19 protein-coding genes and 3 tRNA genes are annotated in these 20,926 nt (G+C 43.6%); 14 read left to right on the forward strand and 8 right to left on the reverse strand.

Annotation, left to right across the window (positions count from 1 at the left end):
• Window positions 1-80: 80 nt before the first annotated feature.
• Window positions 81-644, forward strand: coding sequence for a thioredoxin family protein (locus tag LWP20_RS06145; protein WP_242927248.1), 564 nt, complete (start codon window positions 81-83; stop codon window positions 642-644).
• Here the strand turns inward: LWP20_RS06145 and LWP20_RS06150 are convergent.
• Window positions 619-1,446, reverse strand: coding sequence for a murein L,D-transpeptidase catalytic domain family protein (locus LWP20_RS06150; RefSeq protein WP_242927249.1), 828 nt, complete (start codon window positions 1,444-1,446; stop codon window positions 619-621). The genes LWP20_RS06145 and LWP20_RS06150 overlap by 26 nt on opposite strands.
• 263 nt (window positions 1,447-1,709) lie before the next feature.
• On the opposite strand from LWP20_RS06150, the gene LWP20_RS06155 reads away from it, so the two are divergent.
• Complete coding sequence (locus LWP20_RS06155; RefSeq protein ID WP_242927250.1) at window positions 1,710-2,609, forward strand: Ppx/GppA phosphatase family protein; 900 nt, start codon at window positions 1,710-1,712, stop codon at window positions 2,607-2,609.
• A gap of 118 nt (window positions 2,610-2,727) precedes the next feature.
• On the opposite strand, the gene ppk1 is transcribed toward LWP20_RS06155, so the two are convergent.
• Entirely contained in the window at window positions 2,728-4,833 is a 2,106-nt protein-coding gene (ppk1, locus tag LWP20_RS06160) for a polyphosphate kinase 1 (RefSeq protein WP_242927251.1), read from the reverse strand.
• A gap of 366 nt (window positions 4,834-5,199) precedes the next feature.
• On the opposite strand from ppk1, the gene LWP20_RS06165 reads away from it, so the two are divergent.
• Complete coding sequence (locus tag LWP20_RS06165; protein ID WP_242927252.1) at window positions 5,200-6,150, forward strand: DUF5996 family protein; 951 nt, start codon at window positions 5,200-5,202, stop codon at window positions 6,148-6,150.
• A 129-nt stretch (window positions 6,151-6,279) separates the two neighbouring features.
• Here LWP20_RS06165 and LWP20_RS06170 read toward each other — a convergent pair whose 3' ends face one another.
• Window positions 6,280-6,609 (reverse strand): DMT family protein, encoded by a 330-nt coding sequence (locus LWP20_RS06170; protein WP_242927253.1) that lies wholly within the window; start codon window positions 6,607-6,609, stop codon window positions 6,280-6,282.
• Between the two features lie 153 nt (window positions 6,610-6,762).
• Here LWP20_RS06170 and LWP20_RS06175 point away from each other — a divergent pair, with 153 nt between their 5' ends.
• From LWP20_RS06175 to LWP20_RS06210, 8 genes are all read left to right on the forward strand, one after another.
• Window positions 6,763-7,404: an SIMPL domain-containing protein gene (locus LWP20_RS06175; RefSeq protein WP_242927254.1), complete on the forward strand. Its 642-nt coding sequence runs from the start codon at window positions 6,763-6,765 to the stop codon at window positions 7,402-7,404.
• A 320-nt stretch (window positions 7,405-7,724) separates the two neighbouring features.
• Window positions 7,725-9,680, forward strand: coding sequence for a DNA topoisomerase (ATP-hydrolyzing) subunit B (gyrB, locus tag LWP20_RS06180; protein WP_242927255.1), 1,956 nt, complete (start codon window positions 7,725-7,727; stop codon window positions 9,678-9,680).
• Window positions 9,681-10,383: 703 nt separating this feature from the next.
• The gene (locus LWP20_RS06185; protein ID WP_242927256.1) at window positions 10,384-11,037 is read left to right on the forward strand and encodes a helix-turn-helix domain-containing protein; all 654 of its coding nucleotides are present in this window, start codon (window positions 10,384-10,386) and stop codon (window positions 11,035-11,037) included.
• A 59-nt stretch (window positions 11,038-11,096) separates the two neighbouring features.
• Entirely contained in the window at window positions 11,097-12,416 is a 1,320-nt protein-coding gene (locus LWP20_RS06190) for a serine hydrolase domain-containing protein (protein WP_242927257.1), read from the forward strand.
• A 441-nt stretch (window positions 12,417-12,857) separates the two neighbouring features.
• On the forward strand, window positions 12,858-13,421 hold the full coding sequence (locus LWP20_RS06195; RefSeq protein ID WP_242927258.1) for a hemerythrin domain-containing protein: 564 nt from the start codon (window positions 12,858-12,860) through the stop codon (window positions 13,419-13,421).
• A 188-nt stretch (window positions 13,422-13,609) separates the two neighbouring features.
• Complete coding sequence (locus LWP20_RS06200; RefSeq protein WP_242927259.1) at window positions 13,610-14,035, forward strand: hypothetical protein; 426 nt, start codon at window positions 13,610-13,612, stop codon at window positions 14,033-14,035.
• A complete protein-coding gene (locus tag LWP20_RS06205) occupies window positions 14,022-14,696 on the forward strand; it encodes an SCO family protein (protein WP_242927260.1) in 675 nt (224 codons plus the stop codon). Before LWP20_RS06200 ends, LWP20_RS06205 begins: the two co-directional genes overlap by 14 nt.
• On the forward strand, window positions 14,683-15,093 hold the full coding sequence (locus LWP20_RS06210; protein ID WP_242927261.1) for a c-type cytochrome: 411 nt from the start codon (window positions 14,683-14,685) through the stop codon (window positions 15,091-15,093). The genes LWP20_RS06205 and LWP20_RS06210 overlap by 14 nt, the downstream gene beginning before the upstream one ends.
• Before the next feature lie 16 nt (window positions 15,094-15,109).
• On the opposite strand, the gene LWP20_RS06215 is transcribed toward LWP20_RS06210, so the two are convergent.
• From LWP20_RS06215 to LWP20_RS06235, 5 genes are all read right to left on the reverse strand, one after another.
• Window positions 15,110-16,009, reverse strand: a complete 900-nt coding sequence (locus LWP20_RS06215; protein ID WP_242927262.1) for a carboxypeptidase-like regulatory domain-containing protein — start codon at window positions 16,007-16,009, stop codon at window positions 15,110-15,112.
• A gap of 90 nt (window positions 16,010-16,099) precedes the next feature.
• A complete protein-coding gene (gene nudC / locus LWP20_RS06220) occupies window positions 16,100-17,023 on the reverse strand; it encodes an NAD(+) diphosphatase (protein ID WP_242927263.1) in 924 nt (307 codons plus the stop codon).
• Between the two features lie 389 nt (window positions 17,024-17,412).
• A tRNA-Arg gene (locus tag LWP20_RS06225) sits at window positions 17,413-17,486 on the reverse strand.
• A 66-nt stretch (window positions 17,487-17,552) separates the two neighbouring features.
• Window positions 17,553-17,626 (reverse strand) — tRNA-Pro (locus tag LWP20_RS06230).
• 118 nt (window positions 17,627-17,744) lie between these two features.
• Window positions 17,745-17,831 (reverse strand) — tRNA-Ser (locus LWP20_RS06235).
• A 346-nt stretch (window positions 17,832-18,177) separates the two neighbouring features.
• On the opposite strand from LWP20_RS06235, the gene LWP20_RS06240 reads away from it, so the two are divergent.
• The 3 genes from LWP20_RS06240 to LWP20_RS06250 all read left to right on the forward strand — a co-directional run bounded on the left by LWP20_RS06240 (window position 18,178) and on the right by LWP20_RS06250 (window position 20,881).
• Window positions 18,178-19,152 (forward strand): VWA domain-containing protein, encoded by a 975-nt coding sequence (locus tag LWP20_RS06240; RefSeq protein WP_242927264.1) that lies wholly within the window; start codon window positions 18,178-18,180, stop codon window positions 19,150-19,152.
• Complete coding sequence (locus LWP20_RS06245; protein ID WP_242927265.1) at window positions 19,149-20,117, forward strand: aerotolerance protein; 969 nt, start codon at window positions 19,149-19,151, stop codon at window positions 20,115-20,117. The genes LWP20_RS06240 and LWP20_RS06245 overlap by 4 nt, the downstream gene beginning before the upstream one ends.
• Window positions 20,118-20,278: 161 nt before the next feature.
• Window positions 20,279-20,881, forward strand: coding sequence for a TetR/AcrR family transcriptional regulator (locus LWP20_RS06250; RefSeq protein ID WP_242927266.1), 603 nt, complete (start codon window positions 20,279-20,281; stop codon window positions 20,879-20,881).
• The last annotated feature ends 45 nt before the right edge of the window (window positions 20,882-20,926 follow it).

Consider the following 20,926-nt stretch of genomic DNA (forward strand, 5'->3'; position numbering starts at 1 on the left):
TTATCTTCTGAAAAAAGTTTATTTTAGATGCACAAACAGGCGTTGCCTGCATTGCCTTACACATCAGATAAACTTAAACTATGGCCTACTCTTCCAATGAATTTGCGCTGGGTACTGTTGCCCCGGATTTTGCCTTACTTGATACCGTATCAGACAAGCTGATTTCGCTGCACGATCTGGCCTCTACAAAAGCAACTGTGGTAATGTTTATCTGTAACCACTGCCCGTATGTAAAGCATATTCTGCCACAGGTTGTTGCCCTGGCAAAAGAGTATCAGCAGCAAGGTATAGGTTTTGTAGCTGTAAATGCCAATAACGCTGCCGACTCGCCTGAAGATGGCCCGGAGCAAATGAAAGCACTTGCCACAGAATTAGGTTTTTCATTCCCTTACCTATACGACCAGACACAACTGGTAGCACGTAGCTTTCATGCTGAGTACACACCCGAGTTTTATGTTTTTGACCGCAACATGCGCCTTGCCTATCATGGCCAGTTTGATGATGCCCGACCAAAGAACGAGCTACCGGTTACAGGCCAGGACCTGCGCCACGTGTTAGATGATCTGCTACAAGGCCGACAGCCTGCCGGAGAGCAAAAACCCGGTATTGGTTGTGGCATTAAATGGAAGCGTCGGGCAGCTTAGCGCTTTGCTCATTTACCAGTTCGGTAAACGCGGTGGCATGGTCCAGGTAATCCGAAGTATAAGCATCATTGGCAGCATGTATATATAGGGTGGTTTTACCCATTACCGCATTAATAATTTCTTCATGATCTTCCATTGGCAAGGCCGGGCAACCGAGGCTACGGCCTAACCTACCCTGTTGCGCAATTACTTTTTCGCTGGCATACTCGGCGCCGTGCATTACAATGCATCTGTCCAGAGCGTTAGAATTAAATGCTTCATCCATTCCATCGAGTTTGAGTGAGAGACCGTGCTTGCCGTGGTAAGTAGCCTCGGTTACATAAAAACCAATGCTGCTCATGTAGCTGGCATTATCATTCGAAAAACTCTCAGCATACTCTACTCCTGAGTTGCGGCCATGCGCTACATAGGTATTAAATAGTACTTGTTTTTTTTCCAGATCGAGCACCCACAACCTTTTTTTGGTTGATGATTTTGTAAAATCCACTACCGTGATGATGGGCTTTTCAGAGAGTTTACCATCATGTTTCAGATTATAATAACCGGTAAGTGCTTTGCTAAAAACCTCAAACCGTAGCCCGGCTTTTTGCAGGTTCATCTCATCGTATAAACCATAAGCCACCTGGTCAAATTTCATTACTTTATAGTTCAGTATTTTAGCCTTAGTACGCTTTGCATCCGACTTGGCCATGGTAGCTCCACCTACCGGAATAGAAACAGGTGTAAGTATGAGCGGCGCAAACAACGGCAACAAACGCTTGGCAACTTTCTTTTTTGTATATCTCAACCTTATTTTTTTCATAACTTTTTGGGTTGGCCTAATTTCTTTGTACGACCTACTGCTGCCATAGTTCTCAATTAAGCCCTATCTACAAGTATAACCAGCCGGTACCGTGTACAAATTCTTACTGCGTAAGCAAGTTTATGAAAGTGTAAGTGTGTAAGGCTTTTTATAAGTATAACTCCGGAACCTAAATAACCAGTTGATTCGTACCTATACGCCTGTCAGTTTTTCAGCATTTCTGTTTATCTTTACAAGCATTTCTAACATAAAATCACAAGCTTTTGAAGTTAGCTGCCATCGATATAGGATCTAACGCAGTTCGTTGCCAGATCTCCAATGTGCTCAACCAGAATGGTAACGTTATTTTTAAACGGGTAGAGTATGTGCGCTATCCCATTCGTTTCGGCGAAGATGTTTTTAATACCGGTTACATCAGCGAATACAAGATCCAGAAATTTATAAAACTACTGCATGCGTTTAAGTTGCTGCTGGATGTGCACGATGTAAACTACCACATGATCTGCGCCACTTCGGCAATGCGCTCTTCTGAAAATGCACCTGAAATACTGAACCGGGTACGCGAAGTGCTGGGCATGGAAATAGAGGTAATTGATGGCGAAACAGAAGCAGAACTGATAAACAAAGTAATTGTTAATTTCCTGGATGAGCGCAACTACCTGCACATAGATGTGGGCGGCGGCAGCACTGAATTTAACATTTATGTGAACCGCGAGAAAATGGCTTCACAGTCGTTTGAGCAGGGCTCGATTCGGCACATGCATGGAGTGGATTCAGAGGAGCTTTGGAATAAAATGCGCCACTGGATCGAAGAAAATACGCGCAAATACCATTTATCCCGCGCCATTGGCACAGGTGGTAACATTAACAAAATCTATGATCTGTCGGGTAAGCTGGGAGGCAAACCTATTTTCCGTAAACAGATAGAGGAAATTGTAGCCCAGATCGGAAGTTTGAGTATGCAGGAGCGCATGACAGAACTACTTCTGAACCCTGACCGCGCCGACGTTATTTTACCAGCCGCTGAAATCTATTTATCAGCCATGAAATGGGCGAAACTGGAAAGTATGCTGGTGCCTGCCGTGGGCCTTAAAGATGGCATGCTGCACGCCTTGTACGAACAGCATTACCCCGAGCGCTTCATTATCAGCAACATCAGTTAGTAATACTTTGGCTCTACAGACTTCTGAGAAAATGAAGTGTATGAAGACAAAGTATAAAAGCAGAAAAGGCCCGGGATGATCTTCCGGGCCTTTTCTGCTTTTATACTTATACATTGGGCTAAACCAACTCTGCTTCTACTACTTCCGTGCTGTAAGCGCGGCTGTAAAATAGCTTGTGCACATCTATTACTTCTTCGTTTGCGGCAGGGCGCTTTTTAAGGTAAGTACCATCTTCGCGCATAATGTAAGAATTCACATTATCCAGCAGGTTGTAATGAAGTATGTTAATGGCTTCGCGTTTCAGTTCTTCGTTTGCGATCAGGAAAAGTGCTTCTACACGACGGTCGAAACTACGCACCATTATATCGGCACTGCCCCCGTATACTTTTGACTCACCATTATTATGGAAATAGTATAACCTGCTATGTTCCAGGTACTCGCCAACTATAGAACGCACTGTAATATTCTCGCTCAGCTCTTCTCGGCCCGGCCGCAGGCAGCAGATACCACGCACAATAAGTTTTATAGGTACGCCTGCTTTAGAAGCTTTGTAAAACTCATCAATTACTTCCTTATCCTCCAGCGAGTTTATTTTAATAACGATACCACTTTTCAGTCCTTTCTTAGCATTCCGCGCCTCATTCCGGATAAGCTCAATGAGTTGCTGGCGCATGCTGTTTGGCGATGTAAGCAGGTACTTATACTCGTTAGGGCGTGAATGGCCTGTAATTACATTAAAGAATTCAGACACGTCGTGGGCGTATACTTCGTCGGTTGTCAGCAAACTCACATCGGTATAAAGGCGGGCTGTTTGCTCGTTGTAGTTACCACTGCCAATGTGTACATAACGCGTAACCTTCTCTCCTTCTTTCCGGATGATCATCAGCATTTTTGTATGTGTTTTATACTTGCTGATACCATAGATAACGAAACATCCGGCCTTTTCTAAACGCTCGCCTTCTTTAATATTACGCTCTTCATCAAAACGGGCTTTTACCTCGAACAATACCGAAACGTGCTTTCCGTTTTCAGCAGCCTTCAGCAAAGCAGCAGTTACTCTTGACTGATCTGCCAGGCGGTAAATAGTTTGCTTAATACCAAGTACGTAAGGGTCTTCGGCGGCGCGCTCCAGCAGAGCTACTACAGGCTCCATGCTATTATACGGGTGGTGCAGCAACACATCGTGCTCCTTCAGGTACTCAAACATATCCACGGTTTCGGCAGGAAGGCTTAGCGGCGTTACTGGTGGCGGTTGTTTAAAGCATCGTTCTTTGAACTGACGGTGGTTGATGATCTGCCAGAGCGAGCGCAGGTCTATCAGGCTGGCCATGGTGAAAACGTTGGCATTATCAATTACCCAACGCTCCTTCAAAATCTTCATCATCAAAGGCGAAGGGTTCCGCTCTACCTCCATGCGCACCACACGGCCTTTCTTTCGCGTTCGCAGCTTTACCTTTATCTCCTGTACAAAATCAGCATCAATATCATCCGATTCTTCCAAAGTAAAGTCGCCGTTGCGGGTTATCCGAAACAGGTTTACCGATACGATCTCCACATTGCGGAAAAGCTTCTTGATCTTCCAGCGGATGATCTCCTCTATCGGTACAAAAATTATTTTATCCTTGCGGTTGATCTCATAGAAACGTGCCAGGTTACCCGGAATCTGTACAAACGTAACACGGTCCTGCGCTTTCTGCTCTTCGGTGGTGCGTGTAACCACGCCAAAGGTAAGCAGTTGATTCATCAGCAACGGGAAACCGTGGTAGTTATCGTACACCATGGGTGTAAGCAGCGGGAAGATCGTGTTCTTAAAGTATGAATCTACTTTTTTCTGCTCTATTTCAGTCAATTCTTCTACCTGCAGCACATCAAAGCCATGCTTCGAGAATAAGGGTTTCAGTTCGTTGCTATAGGTCAGGTACTGGTCGTTTACAAAACGGTGGGCATAATCGAGCAGCTTTTTACGGAAAGGTAATTCTCGCAAACCTGAATAATCATGGCGCTCTTTACCATAATCGATATAGTTGTATAAACTGCCTACCCTGATCATGAAAAACTCATCCAGGTTAGAGGCTGTAATGGCCATGAATTTAAGCCTATCGAAAATGCTTTTGTTTGTATCGCGGGCCTGGTCAAGTACCCGGTAATTAAATCGCAGCCAGCTCAGGTCGCGGCTTATGTATTTACTTTTCTTTATCTGGTCAGAAACCTTATTGACAAGCATGTTTTCAGGGTGTTAATCGGCAGCAATTTGCAATGCGGCTACCGCTTTGTGGTATGGGCTGTGTATACGTTTTTCGCCCAACTGCTAATATAATTTTTGTAACTGAAATTGAATAATTTTTCGTGTGATTAAGTATAAAATAATCCACACAGTTAACTGCATCGCCTATTTTCAGGATTGTTTTTTTTCTGGCATGGCGCTATACAGCTATTTTACTTACATGCTAAATTAGGTGCTTTGCACCATTTTTTGATACACATCATCAAAAACAGCCAATTAATTACAGATATTATACAATAATACGTAAACCTATTTAATGCTTCCTCCAAATAAAGGAGCATTTTGGTACTTAATACTACTATCGCCATGGCACCAGCAGTAACTCCTAACGATGATGTAGCCGTTGTGTTTCCGCCTTTACCATTAAAAGATTGGGAGCCAACCAAAGATACGCTGCATTTGTACCTGCAAATAATAGGCAAGATCAGGCTAAAACAAATGCCTCATCAAAATCACTGGTGGCATGTAACGTTATACCTTACCGCTAGGGGTTTAACTACCGGGCCCATACCTTACAGGTTTTATACTTTCCAGATAGACTTTGATTTTATCTCGCATCAACTCATTATAGAAACAAGTTTAGGGACTACCGAAACCATAACACTGCACAACGGCCTGAGTGTGGCGCAATTTTATACTTCTGTTTTCAGTGCTTTAACAGCACTGGGCATTAAGGTTGCCATACTTGCCAAACCCTACGATAACAAATGCGCAACTCCGTTTGCTGATGATCACGAGCATGCCACTTACGAACCGGAGCAGGTAACACGTTACTGGCGCATACTTGCTGTTATTGATGGCATTATGAAAGAGTTCAGCGGGCGCTTTTATGGCAAAACCTGCCCGGTACAACTTTACTGGCATCACTTCGACCTGGTAGTTACACGTTTTTCGGGCAAAGCGCTACCCATACGCCCCGAAGCAAGTATAGTAGAAAAAGAGGCCTATTCGCATGAAGTAATCAGTTTTGGATTCTGGCCCGGCGACGAACAGGTCCGTTTTCCGGCTTTTTATTCTTATACTTTCCCTTCGCCCCACGGCCTGGACGAAGAACCATTATTACCTAGAGAAGCCGCCTGGGTAGACTCTAACGGCAGCCCGATGGCACTTTTAAAGTATGACGACATGCGCACGGCCGACAACCCCAAACAAGTTTTGCTAGACTTTATGGAAAGTGCTTACCATGCAGGCGCAAGCCTGGCGGGCTGGCCGGTAACTGAACTGCGGTCAAAGCCATTAGAAGAGCATGAAGTATAAAGTATAGTTTCACCTGCCTTAAACTTAGCTCCTATTAAAATCAGCTTATTAACCACACACAATTACTTCCGGCTGTTCTCAGCAAATATTTATACTTCCTGAATTCAATTGCGGCTTAATTTTCAAGATCTACCACTTCCTGAAAACAAAGAATACGGCTAACAGAATCAGTATAAACCCTACTATATAATTCCATTTTACCTCTTCGCGCAGGTATAGCACCGAGAAGCCGATGAACACCACCAGCGTAATCACCTCCTGTATTGTTTTAAGCTGAAAGGCTGTAAACTGGCCATGACCGATCCGGTTTGCAGGAACCTGAAAACAGTATTCAAAAAAAGCGATCAGCCAGCTGATAAGTATAACTTTCCAGAGTGTCACGTCTTTGTACTTCAGGTGGCCGTACCAGGCAAAGGTCATAAAAACATTGGAAATCAGTAGCAGTATAATGGTTTTCATATTATTAAAGTATAAACCTTAAAGCTGCAAAATTTTGCCCGGAAGTATACATAAAACAGGTTGAAAATACACTACTATTCGCATGTGTTTATACTTCTATTCTGGCATGATTCTCGTTAGCAGTTCACTATATACTATAACCCTATACTACCTATGAAGAAAAATCTCCTTCTGGCACTAATTTTTATAACAAGTATCGGCTTGTTAAGCAGTTGCGAAACCCGTAATTCTACTTCGGAAGATAATTACATTGAAGTTATTGGCGAGTATGAGCAGCCCGCCCCCGATGCCGGTTACCGTTTAAACCTGTCGTATAACGGACCCATTAGCTTGCGCCCCAGGTTTCAGAAATGGGCCGATTCGTTGCAGCAGCAATTCCCAAGCATGACTAAAATGAATGAAAATATCTTCCTGAATTATATGCCCGAACAAATGGGGAAAAACATAAACCGGAACATGTACCAGATTGGAGTTTCCTATAACCTGACCGTTTCTGATACTGCCTCTTACAACCGGATCACCCGCGAAGCCCTGAAGCGTAATATTCCTTTTAACCTGAATGTAACGGGCAGTTTTATAGAGCCAGGCAAGCGCCTTGCCGTTCAGAAAGAAATGCTTCAGAAAGCCATAGAAAATGCAAAATCAAAAATAGAGACACTTAAAGGCACTCCTGAAAAGAAGTATGTAATAGTAAGTATGGAGGAAATAGATAGCTCTGTACCATATAACCCTGAATATTATGATTTTAACAGGCGCATGGTAGCCCGCATTAAAGTAAAGGCCCGTTTGCAGTAAATATTAACCCTGGTTCCGGTGCCTGACAGGCGCAACTAAAGCGGCAAACCCGGATATACTATTTTATTTCTGATACAGATCTTAACCTTAAAAGTATAGCTACCGGTGCGGCTATACTTTTTTGCATTTTATCAGCGCCAAAATCAGCTGTCAGGCACTAATACAAGGTGATTTTTGTTAAATTACAGACATGCAGGTACAACATCAGGGAGTAGCTCCGGGCAAGGCATCCGGCAGCTGCAAAGCTGTGTTTAAAAGTATAGCATAAACGAAATAAAAGTGGTAATTTTACCTACTATTAATCTACCTTAGTAACACACATGAGTGAAGTAGAAGCACAAAGAGCAAACAATTATTCAGCTGATAGCATACAGGTACTGGAAGGACTCGAAGCAGTTCGTAAGCGTCCGGCCATGTATATCGGCGACATTGGTATAAAAGGCTTGCACCACCTGGTATGGGAAGTAGTAGATAACTCTATCGACGAAGCCCTGGCTGGCCATTGCGACGAGATCAACGTCACTATAAACGAAAATAACTCTGTCACGGTATCGGATAACGGCCGTGGTATTCCAACAGATTTCCACCAGAAAGAAGGCCGCTCTGCCCTAGAGGTAGTAATGACGGTATTGCACGCCGGTGGTAAATTCGATAAAGACACCTATAAAGTATCTGGTGGTTTGCACGGCGTGGGTGTATCCTGCGTTAACGCCCTTTCCACGGACCTGCACGTAACCGTGCACCGTAACGGTAAAATTTTCGAGCAGCATTATAACATTGGTGCGCCTGCTTACCCGGTTCGCGAGATCGGAACAACTGACAGAACAGGTACTACGGTTACCTTTCAGCCGGATGCTTCCATTTTTACCGTAACCGAGTATAAATACGATACGGTAGCCAGCCGTCTACGCGAACTTTCGTTTCTGAACAAAGGCATCCGTATTAACCTGAAAGACCTGCGCGAAATGAACGAGCAGGGCGAGCCACTTAACGATACTTTCTACTCGGAAGGTGGTCTGAAGGAGTTTGTTGCTTACCTAGACGAGACCCGCGAGAACCTGATACCGGAGCCAATTCACGTAGAGAGCGAGAAAAACGGTGTACCTGTTGAGATTGCCCTGCAGTATAACACGTCATATGCCGAGAACATTTTCTCGTATGTAAACAACATCAACACCATAGAAGGTGGTACGCACGTAGCCGGTTTCCGCCGCGCCCTTACCCGTACCCTGAAATCGTATGCCGATAAATCAGGCATGCTGGATAAGGTGAAGATTGACATTGCCGGTGATGACTTCCGTGAAGGTTTAACGGCTGTAATTTCTGTAAAAGTAGCTGAGCCACAGTTTGAAGGCCAGACCAAAACCAAGCTGGGTAACTCTGAAGTTTCCGGTGCGGTTGATGTTGCCGTTGGCGAAATGCTGACTCAGTTCCTGGAAGAAAACCCGAAAGAAGCCCGCATCATCGTTCAGAAAGTTATACTAGCCGCACAGGCCCGTAACGCAGCCCGCAAGGCACGCGAAATGGTGCAGCGCAAGAGTGTACTTTCCGGCACCAGCTTACCTGGTAAACTGGCCGACTGCTCTGACAGCAACCCTGAAAACTGCGAAATATACCTGGTGGAGGGTGACTCTGCGGGTGGTTCTGCCAAGCAGGGCCGTAACCGTAGGTTCCAGGCTATACTTCCGTTGCGTGGAAAGATCCTGAACGTAGAAAAAGCACAGGAGCACCGCATTTACGAGAACGAAGAGATCAAGAACATGATCACGGCCTTTGGGGTAAGCTTCGGAACGGCAGATGGCGAGAAAGCCCTGAACATGGAGAAGCTTCGCTATCACCGCATTATCATTATGACGGATGCGGACGTGGACGGATCGCATATCCGAACCCTGATCTTGACATTCTTCTTCCGTTACATGCGCGAGCTGATCGAGAACGGTTATGTATATATTGCCCTTCCGCCGCTTTACCTGGTTAAAAAAGGTAAAGAAGAGCGTTATTGCTGGAGCGAACAGGACCGTATGGATGCCATTGCTGAACTTGGAAAAGGTAAAGACGAATCGGTTGGTGTGCAGCGCTACAAAGGTCTTGGTGAAATGAACCCGGAGCAGCTCTGGACCACGACCATGAACCCGGATGTAAGAAGCTTAAAGCAGGTAACAATTGAATCTGCTGCCGAGGCAGACCACCTGTTCTCGATGCTGATGGGCGATGAGGTTGGCCCTCGCCGCGACTTTATTGAGCGTAACTCGAAGTATGCACGCGTAGACGTGTAAGTATAAAATAACAGTAATTGAAAAGCCGGCTATACTTTAAAGTATGGCCGGCTTTTTTATTGGCAAACTATAAGTATTAATGCAGGAATAATGTATCTTCAGGATTAGTAAAATTAGGTAATATACCTTCGCACATAGTGCAGATAAGCGTATGTTTTCGTTTATCCGTTAGTTCTCTGTAACCTGATTTAATAAAAAATGTATCTCTAAACTTCATGATTTTTTATGCTTCTATTCTTAGGGTGCAAAGAATCCGAAGGAAGCTTAGAAGATGAATGTAAAGAATTCCTGTTCCCTGGACCTTTAAAAGGCGAGAAAGCAGATATACAATTCATTTTACGTGTAATACATGCAGATTACTTGGAATATAAAGCCTGGGAAGTACTACATAAGCTCTGTGGAGGCTACATCGACAACTTTACAGTAGACTTGAGAATCTAGAAGGAAAAGCCTGAAACAACACCAAAAGAGCATTAAATAATATGAATCCAGCTGATGCACGCATCAAATCAGAGGCATTACAGGGCTTCTTCAGATTCTTCTCTGTAATTTTTAATAAATGATCACAGAAACCAGTTTCCCGGAGAAGTCTCTCCAGTAGGTGTTAAAAGAATACTACTGCATCCATATACAGAATGATAGTGTTATAAAGCACATACCTGTCATAGACGATTGCTGCTATGATTTTGTGTTCTTTGAAGAAATGGATGCCGACTTTCTTTATGGAAGCAAGACAGAGTTCATTCCGATAAACAACCAAGTCTTCACCATTCATGGCCTAAAACCACCTTACAGAATTGCGATCAGGAACACACTTACATTTTTTGCCATCAAAGTACAGCCTTGGGTTAATTCTTATTTTTTCTCTAATGTAAAAACCAGAGGCGTGGTGGATTTGGCAAACGTAGATTCAAGCTTATTGGATCTACATGAGGATTTATTCAAAGAACAACCTTTGGCCAGCCGGTATTCAATTGCAGATCTGTATATGCTAAATAAATGTATCAGGCTAACACCCACAATGGAAGTTGTGAAATCACTTTGTGTTTACATTTATGACAAACAAGGAATTCTTACGGTTAATGACCTTAGCGCTGTTTTTAATAAATCCAGGCAATACCTGAACAAGGTTTTTAAGAAAGAGGTCATGTATAGCCTGAAGAAGTTTATCATTACGGTACGCATTCTTGCTTTGGTAAAACACAAGGTAAAAAATACCGAACTATCCCTCACCCAGCTAAGCTATGAATTCGGATACTTTGATCAATCTCACTTTATTCGTGATTTTAAAAATGTTTGTGGTGTAACACCCCGTCATTATTTCAATAATATACCTGAGTTTGTACTTCGCCACTAAAGTGGTTTCCATTTTTACAATTAAGAGCGCATAACTTGTTTTTCCTTTGCGAAAAAAAGATGAGGTATATTTTAACTTTATGTATTGCATTCACTTTCACGGGTTGTAGTCCACGTATTCACTCAGAATCGGATACCACTATCGCAGCAAAAGATTCATTGAGTATCGTAAGCGATACTTATCTAGCCCGGCTTACCAAATTAGAAAAATTCAACGGTGTGGTGCTACTGGAAAAGAACGGGCACATCATCTTGAGAAAAGCTTATAACATAGGCACAGACACCTCCTCGTCGCTTTTTGTAACTGAAAAAAGCCAGTTTGACTTGCGGTCAGTTGCAAAGTTGTTTGCGAAAGTAAGCCTGGTAAAACTAGAAAATGAAGGCAAGCTTAAAAGAACGGATCTGCTGGAGAGATACATTCCCGGTTTTCCGAATGGCGATAAAATAACCATCCAGCATCTTATGGATAACCGCTCCGGTTTACCCAGAGAATTAGGAGCAAGCGTCAAGCATCCCATTGAGCTCACTGCTGATGAAGTGGTTGCCCTTGCTGCCAAAGAGGCTTTAGAGTTTTCCCCCGGTACTAAACAGCAGTACTCCAATGTTGGTTTTCAACTTTTGTACTACATAATTGGTCAGCTGCATGGGGGTTCCTTCTCGGGTTTTCTCGAGAACGCTTTTTTCTGGCCTTTAGGCATGAACCATTCAGGAGGTAACTTTGATGAAGATCTAGGTCGATTAACAGATTATGCCTACGGACATTACCTGAATGACGATAATAGCATTGTCTGTGAATGTTCGGTCCTGGAGAATGAAATGAAGATGGGGAATTTACATTCAACCGCAGATGATCTGGCCTTATTCCTGAAAAAGCTGGACCAACAGAATTATAAGTCAATAACCCATAATGGGAGCATTTCTCATGCCGGAGGAACCCGCGGGAAAAGGGCGTATGTAGAGAGAAACTTTGAAGACCAGTATACCATCATTTTTCTCGCTAATTACGATGCGCTTCCTTTTGAAAAGCTTGTACGTGATTTACAAAGTATCCTGAGAGGGCAAACAGTTAAAATGCCGGAAGCCATTGATCGTAAATCAGTTTACATTTCACCTGCTATTCTTAAGAAATATGAAGGGACTTATGATCTTGTAGATGCTGGTCACCTAACGCTGACCATAAAACTTGAAAATGATAGTCTATATGTATATCAAAAAGGTATCAATAACGGAGTATTATATCCCGAAAATGAGAATACATTCTTCTCAGATAAAACATCTGAAGAGTCTATCAGATTTGTAGAAGATAAACCAGGAGAGTATTTTATACTAATGGATTTTCAAGGTGTGCAATGGAAAGGAATCAAGACATATGGGAATTAACGCTTGCCAATAACGCCGTTGCAGTAGACACTCGGGTAATTGAATCAGACTTAATTGAAGGTAAAAGTATTGTCATATGGAGTTAAATATGGTTTGACAAAATAGCATCAGAGAACATGGTATAAAAGCCATACTTCGGCTACGCCTCGTCTGCCTTTTATACAAGACGTTATCACTTATACTTTGCTGTATTTTAATACCCAATCAAAGAGGCAATAACTTTAAAAACAGGATACACCATTCAGTTTAAAGTGTATTCTGTTTCTTTGTTTTAATCAGAACGATAGCCAAGTAAACCCCATCATTTCTGCTTAACATATTAACACAACTATACACTTTCTTTCTTTCCCATCCATTTTTCATTACTACCAGGTAATCAGATAGTTCGTAATATAAAGTACTCTGTTTAAGAGGTTTATTTATCTACTAAAGTATAAAACTATGAAATATCCGGTTTTAGTAATGACTATAGTGCTGACAGCATCACTTTCCTTACAAGCTCAAAATCATAAAGACAGCACGCATTTAAAACAACCCAAAGAGAAAAAAACTGCTACTGCTATGAAATTTCAAATTCCCAAATCTTTGAAAGCGGAGCATGAAGAGCTTCATCAGAATTTAGAAAAGTTTACCAGATTGCCTGGTAAAACCGGTGTGGCCGCTAAATCTGTTGCTAAAATGCTGCATCCCCATTTTGTGAAAGAAGAAGAGTATGCACTACCGCCTCTTGGCTTACTCCCTGCTCTGGCAAAAGGACAGGCTCCTGCCGATGCAAAAGCTGCTATTGCCATGTCTGAAAAACTAAAACAGGAATTCCAGCAAATGCTTAAAGAACACCAGCAGATAGTAACTACTTTAGAAGCTTTAAATAAAGCTGCCACAGACGAAAAACATTCGGAAGTTGTCCGTTTTACCGAAGCCTTAAAACTACACGCACAAACAGAAGAAGAAGTGCTATATCCTACCGCCATTTTAATAGGCGAATACCTTAAACTCAAGCAATAGTAATCTATATAGTTGCTCCCGGCCTAATCCGCGCCATTATAATCATCTTGGGTACTGAGCCTGAGTTCCATTGGCATGCCCAAACCTTTACAAAATAAACATGCAAGGTAAAATAGCTATAGTATAAAGTTCTTTTACAACTCAGCATCTTATACCTTACCTTTGCAGTGCAGATCAATCAGCTACTCATGAAAAGATTACAGGTACTACTTGCGATCACGCTTCTGTTTTTGGCAGCCTGCAAGAGCGGCCCGTCCGAGGAAGAACAAAAGGCTACTTTAGAGAAAACCGTGCTGGATGTGCACGACGAAGCTATGGCTAAAATGGGTACTATACATCAGCTTAAACGCCGGCTCCAGCACCTCCAGGATTCGCTTCAAACAGCAGATACTGCCGCAACCGGCTTGTTTAAACGCCAGGAAACATCTCTAGACAAAGCCGATGAAGCCATGATGAGCTGGATGCACCAGTACCAGGCTCCTGACAGTTTGCAGTACAAAGAGGCCATGCAATACCTGCAGGAGCAAAAGGCTAAAATAGAAGGAGTGCAACGCCAGATGGACAGCACCATTACGGCAGCCCGAAAACTAACCGAACAATATGAACCTAAATAAAGAAAAGTATAAATTCATTGGTTTTATACCTGCCTTAACGTTGGCTGCTGGCCTGTTCTATGGCTGCAATAACGCCGAGCAAAAACTGCCTATACTTGGCGAACGCGATGTAGTGGAGCGCGAAGTAAACGGCCAGACCGTTGCCGATACCCTTTACCCGAAAGTACCGGATTTCGCTTTCACAAACCAGGATGGCCAACAGGTAACCAACCAGACCTTTGCAGGCAAAATATACATTACCGATTTCTTTTTCACTACCTGCCCCACCATCTGTCCTAAAATGAAAAGCCAGATGCTGCGCGTGTATGAGCAGTATAAAGATAATCCGCAGGTGATGCTCCTCTCCCATACTATAGACCCGCAACACGACTCTGTGGCTGTTCTGAAAGAGTATGCTGACAGGCTAAGTGTAAAGGCTCCTAAGTGGAATTTTGTAACCGGCCAGAAAGACAGCATTTACGACATTGCCCAGCGCTACATGGTAACTGCCCAGGAAGACAAGGCCGAAGCAGGCGGCTTTGTGCACAGCGGCGCTTTTGTATTGGTTGATGAAAACCGCCACATCCGGGGCATTTACGATGGCACCGTTGCCGAAGAAGTAGATAAGCTTTTAAAAGACATTCCAGTACTGTTGAAAGAACAGCAGCATGAGAAAAAATAAACTGCTTACAGCATTCATTGGCTTTGCGCTGCTGGCTACCCTTACGCAGTGTTTCACCAAAAAAAAGAATGAGGGCGAGAAACTGTATACCGCCAACTGCGCAAGCTGCCATATGGACGATGGCAGCGGCCTGCGTGGTGTAATTCCGCCCATTGCAGGCTCTGATTACCTTGTAAAACACCGGCGCTCACTTGCTTGCCTTATCCGGCATGGGCAGGCTGGAGAAATAACCGTGAACGGGCAAAAGTATAACCAGGCCATGCCCGGCGTAGAGCACCTGAACGATGGCCAGATCCTGAACCTGCTCAACTACATCCAGACCAATTTCGGTAACAAAAATGAACGCTATACTTTAGTAGAAGTTAAATCAGACCTGGAGATCTGCCCATCGCATTAAAAGATAGCTAGCTGGTTTAACCGGCAATTGTGTTTTCGCTTTTCTCTTTGTAGCAATCACTGTTAAAGTACATGCTGTGGTAAAAGGGGTACGTTACCCAGTTCGCTTCACTTTTATTTCTGAACACTCCTTTATGTGCAGGAGAAATGGCCGTTGAGATATTGAAAAGCTTACTGTTTTCATCAATACCTTTGCTCTCAAGCCACTGCATGGTTACCGCTATTTTATCCACCCCCTCCACATGAAGGTTATACTTTCTTAAGTCTACCTGTATCCATCCTGTTTGCCTATCTCTAATATCAAACTGAATATCCTCCTTCAGCAGCGATTCCTGGGGTAAGCCCTCTCTTACAGCATATAAATTCAGCCTGAATCTGATGCTTTTAAACTCATTGTAGTTTACATAAATATTAAAGTCGTTTAAGTAACAGCTTTTATTTATGGAGATGATGTTGCCGGTTTCTTTGCCCAGTTTATCATCTATTACATCATATCTGGTAAAAAACACAGCACTTGTAAAATACTCCCGGTCGTTCTTGCCCAGCACTTTTGCCTTCAGCTTTCGGGGCCTTACTGCAACTTCGTGCAGGCCAATTGCCTGAGGTTTCAGCTTTACGGCAAGCGTACCATTTCCCGCATACTTTACCGGCAGTTCTTTTTGCTCGTAACCTATACTTGAAATAATGAGCTTGTCTATATCAGTTATACTTTCGGCAGGAATTTTAACCTGAAAGTTGCCCTGGCTGTTGGCAATTGTGCCTAATTCTTTTCCGGCTACTCCCACCGAGGCATAAGCAATTGGCTCACCCGTTTCCATATTGGTAACCTTGCCCTTTACAAGTATGGTTTGAGCAATAAGTGGGGTACTGCTGCAAATCAGCAGCAATAGAAGTAACAGCGGCAGTCTGGGTCTCATGGTCTTATAGATTACATAGTATAATTGCTATATATAACAGAAGCCAGACGCATCTAGTATATTTTTACACCTGTTTAGTTTAAAATCTTTCTACAATAAGTCTTCCAGCTTATACTTCGCATCCAGGTTAAACCAATCCTGAATAAGTCGGTACGATATGGATACCGGCGATGGTAATCGGAATGTGCCTGCCTGCAAGCTTTCCGCAATTTCCTGGCGTGTAAACCAGCGGGCATCCTCCAGCTCATCGTAGTTCACATTTATACTTCTGCTGGTTGCAGTAGCCATAAAACCCACCATAATGGTTCCCGGAAAAGGCCACGGCTGCGACGAATGGTAAGTTATACTTTGTAATGCTACGCCAGTTTCTTCGTGCGCCTCGCGGGCAACGGCTTGTTCCAGTGTTTCGCCTGGCTCCAGAAAGCCGGCCAGCGTAGCATATTGCCCCGGTGCCCACATGGCCTGGCGCCCCAGCAAGCAGGCATCTCCTTCCGATATCAGGACAATAACGGCGGTATCAGTGCGCGGAAAATGTAATTTACCACAGTTTTCACAATGGCGTTCGTGGCCACCTGCCTGGCTACGTGTTGGTTCACCACAATCGGAGCAGTGCTTGTGGCGTATATGCCAATAAACCATTGCCCTGGCATGCGCCAGCAGCGCACTATGTTGTCTCGGCAAAAATGGTGTTACGCCCCTCAAATCCTGGAATGTATAAGTATGACCTAACAAACTTTCTACTTGCTCATGCTGCCCCTCTAAACCAAGTGCAACATAGGCCTCCTCTCCTTCTGTACCCAAAAACACCTGTATTGGCGCTAAAGTAAGTATATCATCCAACTCTGCACGTAGCAGAAACGCCACCTCCGGCTGTTCCTGTCTTCTCAGCAGGCTTTTGGCATCACTCACAACAATAAACCGCGTGGTTTCTGCATCCAGATATTGCTTCATCAGCGCATTATCAGTTCGAAGCTCAGCCCTGCGGTTTAAGGGATTATCAGAGTAAAAATTCATAGTAGATGGATTTTGCAGGAAAGTTAGGTAATCAAATTTTATACTTAGTTAACTGTAGGAGTAATTTCGGATTATTTTAAACCATATTAAAAGATCAGCACCGGCATTGGTCTATTATCTATCTTGATAATCAATTTACCCTATCAAATTTATGCTGCTGATGGCTGATAATCTTATACTTTAGTCTTTCAAGAAAATAAGTATAAACCAGGAAAGAGATATTACAGAGCCTTTTAAATTAAATGCAGACTAGGTATTGCAGTAGTATTATAAATAGGAGAAAATTGAATAGGGAATTTATATTTTAGGAAGATTTCCCAACAACATAATTGAAAACGTTATTAAACAAAAAAGCCAGACAACTTGTGTTATCTGGCTTGATTATCAAGTGATCCCATTTGGATTCGAACCAAAGACCTACTGCTTAGAAGGCAGTTGCTCTATCCAGCTGAGCTATGAGACCATTGCTACGGAGTGGTTACCGTATCCCTTAAATGAAAAATTTCGGAATTGCTTCCGAAATTTTTAGTCGGGGTGGCAGGATTCGAACCTACGACCTCCACATCCCAAATGTGGCGCGATACCGGGCTACGCTACACCCCGAACTATTTTTGCTTTCAAGTCCATTTTCACTTTTTCAAGTGACCTTTTCGTTGATTGCGATGCAAAAGTAAGCGAAGTTTTTAAATAGTCAAAATTTAATTTAAAAATATTTCGCTTGCGGAGAGAGGGGGATTCGAACCCCCGGTACCGTTTCCAGTACGGCAGTTTAGCAAACTGCTGGTTTCAGCCACTCACCCATCTCTCCGGGTATCTTCCTGCTGAAGATGATGCAAACATACGACATTCTATCAGAACGCACAATACCTGCCGGAATAATTTACTTCATTTTAAACCTTAAAAAGCGCATTTTATACTTCGCCAACGCATAAGTAATTGATAATATTAATCTTGCTGCCTCCTAAAAACTTCAAAAAAATTTCGCCCGAAGTATAAAAACCCCTTACCCTATCATATATCTAAAGTATAGCCAACTGATTTTTCCCGCAAACTAAAGTGTAAGCCGAAAGATTTACTCTCCAAAGTATAGCCTGCTTTAGTATATTTGCTATTGCGCGGTGCAATTTTATGCAAAGCACCCGTTACGTTTACACATGAACTGGTACCAGACCCTGACCCTGCTTGAGATACTTTTCGGCGCCCTCTTTGTGGTGCTGTACTTTGGGTATTTGCTGCGGGTATGGCGGGTAGCAAACTTCTTTAAACAGCGGCCGCACGCCATCTGGGTAAAATTTGTGCTGCGCCATTTATATGTCGGCCTCATCCTCATTTCCATACTTGGCCCGTCTTTCGGTGCCATGAAAAAGGAGATTAAAACCATAGGCAAAGATTTATACATTGCGGTAGACCTTTCCAGATCGATGGATGCGACGGATGTACAGCCATCACGGCTGAACAAAGCCAAAAACGAAATTCAGCGCCTCATCAGCCGATTTAACTCTGATCGTATCGGGCTCATTGTTTTTTCTAACGAAGCCTTTATCCAGAGTCCCCTCACCTACGACCAGAACGCCCTGCAACTTTATACCCAAACGCTGCACACCGGCCTGATGCCAAATTCCGGCACCAGTTATAGCCCGGTGCTACAACTGGTGCTCGATAAATTTAAACAGCAACAACCCGGGCTTCAGGCAGAAGAACAGAAAGCCCGCATATTGGTTCTGATAAGTGATGGAGAGGACTTCGGCGAAGATCAGGAGCGGCTGGCAGAAAAATTGCGCGAACAAAATATACGGGTGTTTACACTGGGTATTGGATCCACTGAAGGCAGCCGCATACCCGAAGGCCGTGGCTATAAGCTGGATCAGGAAGGTAAAACTATTATTACCCACCTTAACCCTGATGGTTTAAGTGAGCTGGCTGACCTTACCGACGGACAATACTTTGAAGTAAATGAGCGCGTGAGCGAGGTAAGCAGGCTTATCAGTGCTATTAATAATATAGAAGGTGAGCTCCGCGAAAGCAAAACCGTGGACGTAACAGCCAATAAGTATATTTACCCGCTGGCAATGGCCCTGTTTCTGATCGTACTGGATGTTTTATTAACTATAAAAATCATCCGGATATGAAGTTTTCGCTGCTGCTTATTTTCCTGGTAAGCCTGCTCACCGGGGGCATAAAAACGATCTCAAAGGTTAACCAGTACGCCCAAGAGGGTGCTGCCGCTTACAGGCAAAAGGATTACGCCAAGGCTATGACTGCGTACGAGTATCTCCTGAACGACCTGGAATTACAGGACGATCAGGTGCGACTGAACCTTGCCCATTCATATTTCGAGGCAGGCCTGTTAGATCAGGCACAGCAAACGTATCGCCTGCTGGCAGATAACCCGTCGGCACATATGCGGGCAATTGCTCATCTGCAACTGGGACACATCAGCGCCAGCCAAAAGAAGTATAAACAAGCACTCTCTTTATTTAAGAATGCATTAATAGCCGAGCCAGACAATGATGCCGCGCGCTATAACTATGAATTGCTGAAAAAATACCTGGACCTTCACCCAGACAAAGCAGCTGAAGAAGAACAGGATAACCTTCCGGAACCGGAAGGCCAGCAACCAATAGATACATTGCAACCGCCACCTGCCGGAGAACAGGAGCCTAAGCCAAAAAAGAAGCCCGACAGCCAGGGCAACCAGGAAGCTGAAACTGAAACCGGGCAGAACGAAGAAGCAGACAAAGGAAAAGCAGAAAATAACCCGACAGGAAAACAGGACAATGCAAACAGCAGGCAGCAACCTGACCAGGGAAACCAAAAGCGTGAACAGAAAACCGGAAACGAGGAAGGTGACACCAAAGGCCTAAACCAGAACGGCGACTTCGATCCTAAGCAGCCGCAACGCAACACATCAGAAAACATCAGCGATCAGGATGAACGTGCCCGTACGCAACGTAGCCGGTTGAAACAAATGAACATCAGCCCGGAAAAAGCAAAGATGCTCCTGGATGCCATGCGCAGCGCCGAGTTGCAATACATCCAGCAACTACCTAAAAAGTCAACTGTCAAACCCGATCCTTCTAAACCGGACTGGTAATATAACCGGGCATTATACCTGTTGGATTATACTTCAAATTTCGCTTCATAAAGCACCCTGACTGCCCAACCCAAGGGACTAACCAGTATTTATACTTTCTATCATTATACTAAAGTTTGCAAATTATAAACCGATTGGTTTATTTTACGTTTAACTAACCTATGCAAGCAACAAGTAAATCGGAGCGAACACGCCAGCTTATAGTTGAAAAATCGGCACATCTTTTTAACTCAAAAGGATTTGCAGGTACCTCTATGCAGGATATTATGCAGGCAACAGGTTTAACCAAAGGCGGCATTTACGGGCATTTTCAAAGCAAAGAAGAAATTGCGCTGGAGGCTTTTGAACACGCCTCGGGCCATGTGATCAGGTTATTGGGAGAAAAGGTGGCAGCTCAGGAATCTGCCGTTGATAAACTGAATACCCTGATCTCGTTCTATAGAAATTACGTTACAACCCCTCCTATTGTAGGCGGATGCCCGGTTTTAAACACGGCTGTTGAGGCAGACGATACTAACCCACTTCTAAGGGCAAGCGTGGTAAAAGTGCTGAACAAACTGCACAAATCTATTGCCAACATAGTAAAACTAGGTATTGCAGCCGGCGAATTCAAGGCCACATTCAATGCTGAGCGCTTCTCTGTTTTAATGGTAAGTATGATTGAAGGCGGCGTTATGGTTTCGTGCGCATACGGCGATGCCAAATACCTGAACACAGTGCTCGACCAGTTACAGGCAATGGTAGAGCAAGAACGAATACTCTAAATTTTTTTACCCTAAAATAAACCGATTGGTCTTTTTTGATTTAAA

It is taken from the genome of Pontibacter vulgaris, assembly GCF_022758145.1.
Classification (GTDB): Bacteria; Bacteroidota; Bacteroidia; order Cytophagales; family Hymenobacteraceae; genus Pontibacter; species Pontibacter vulgaris.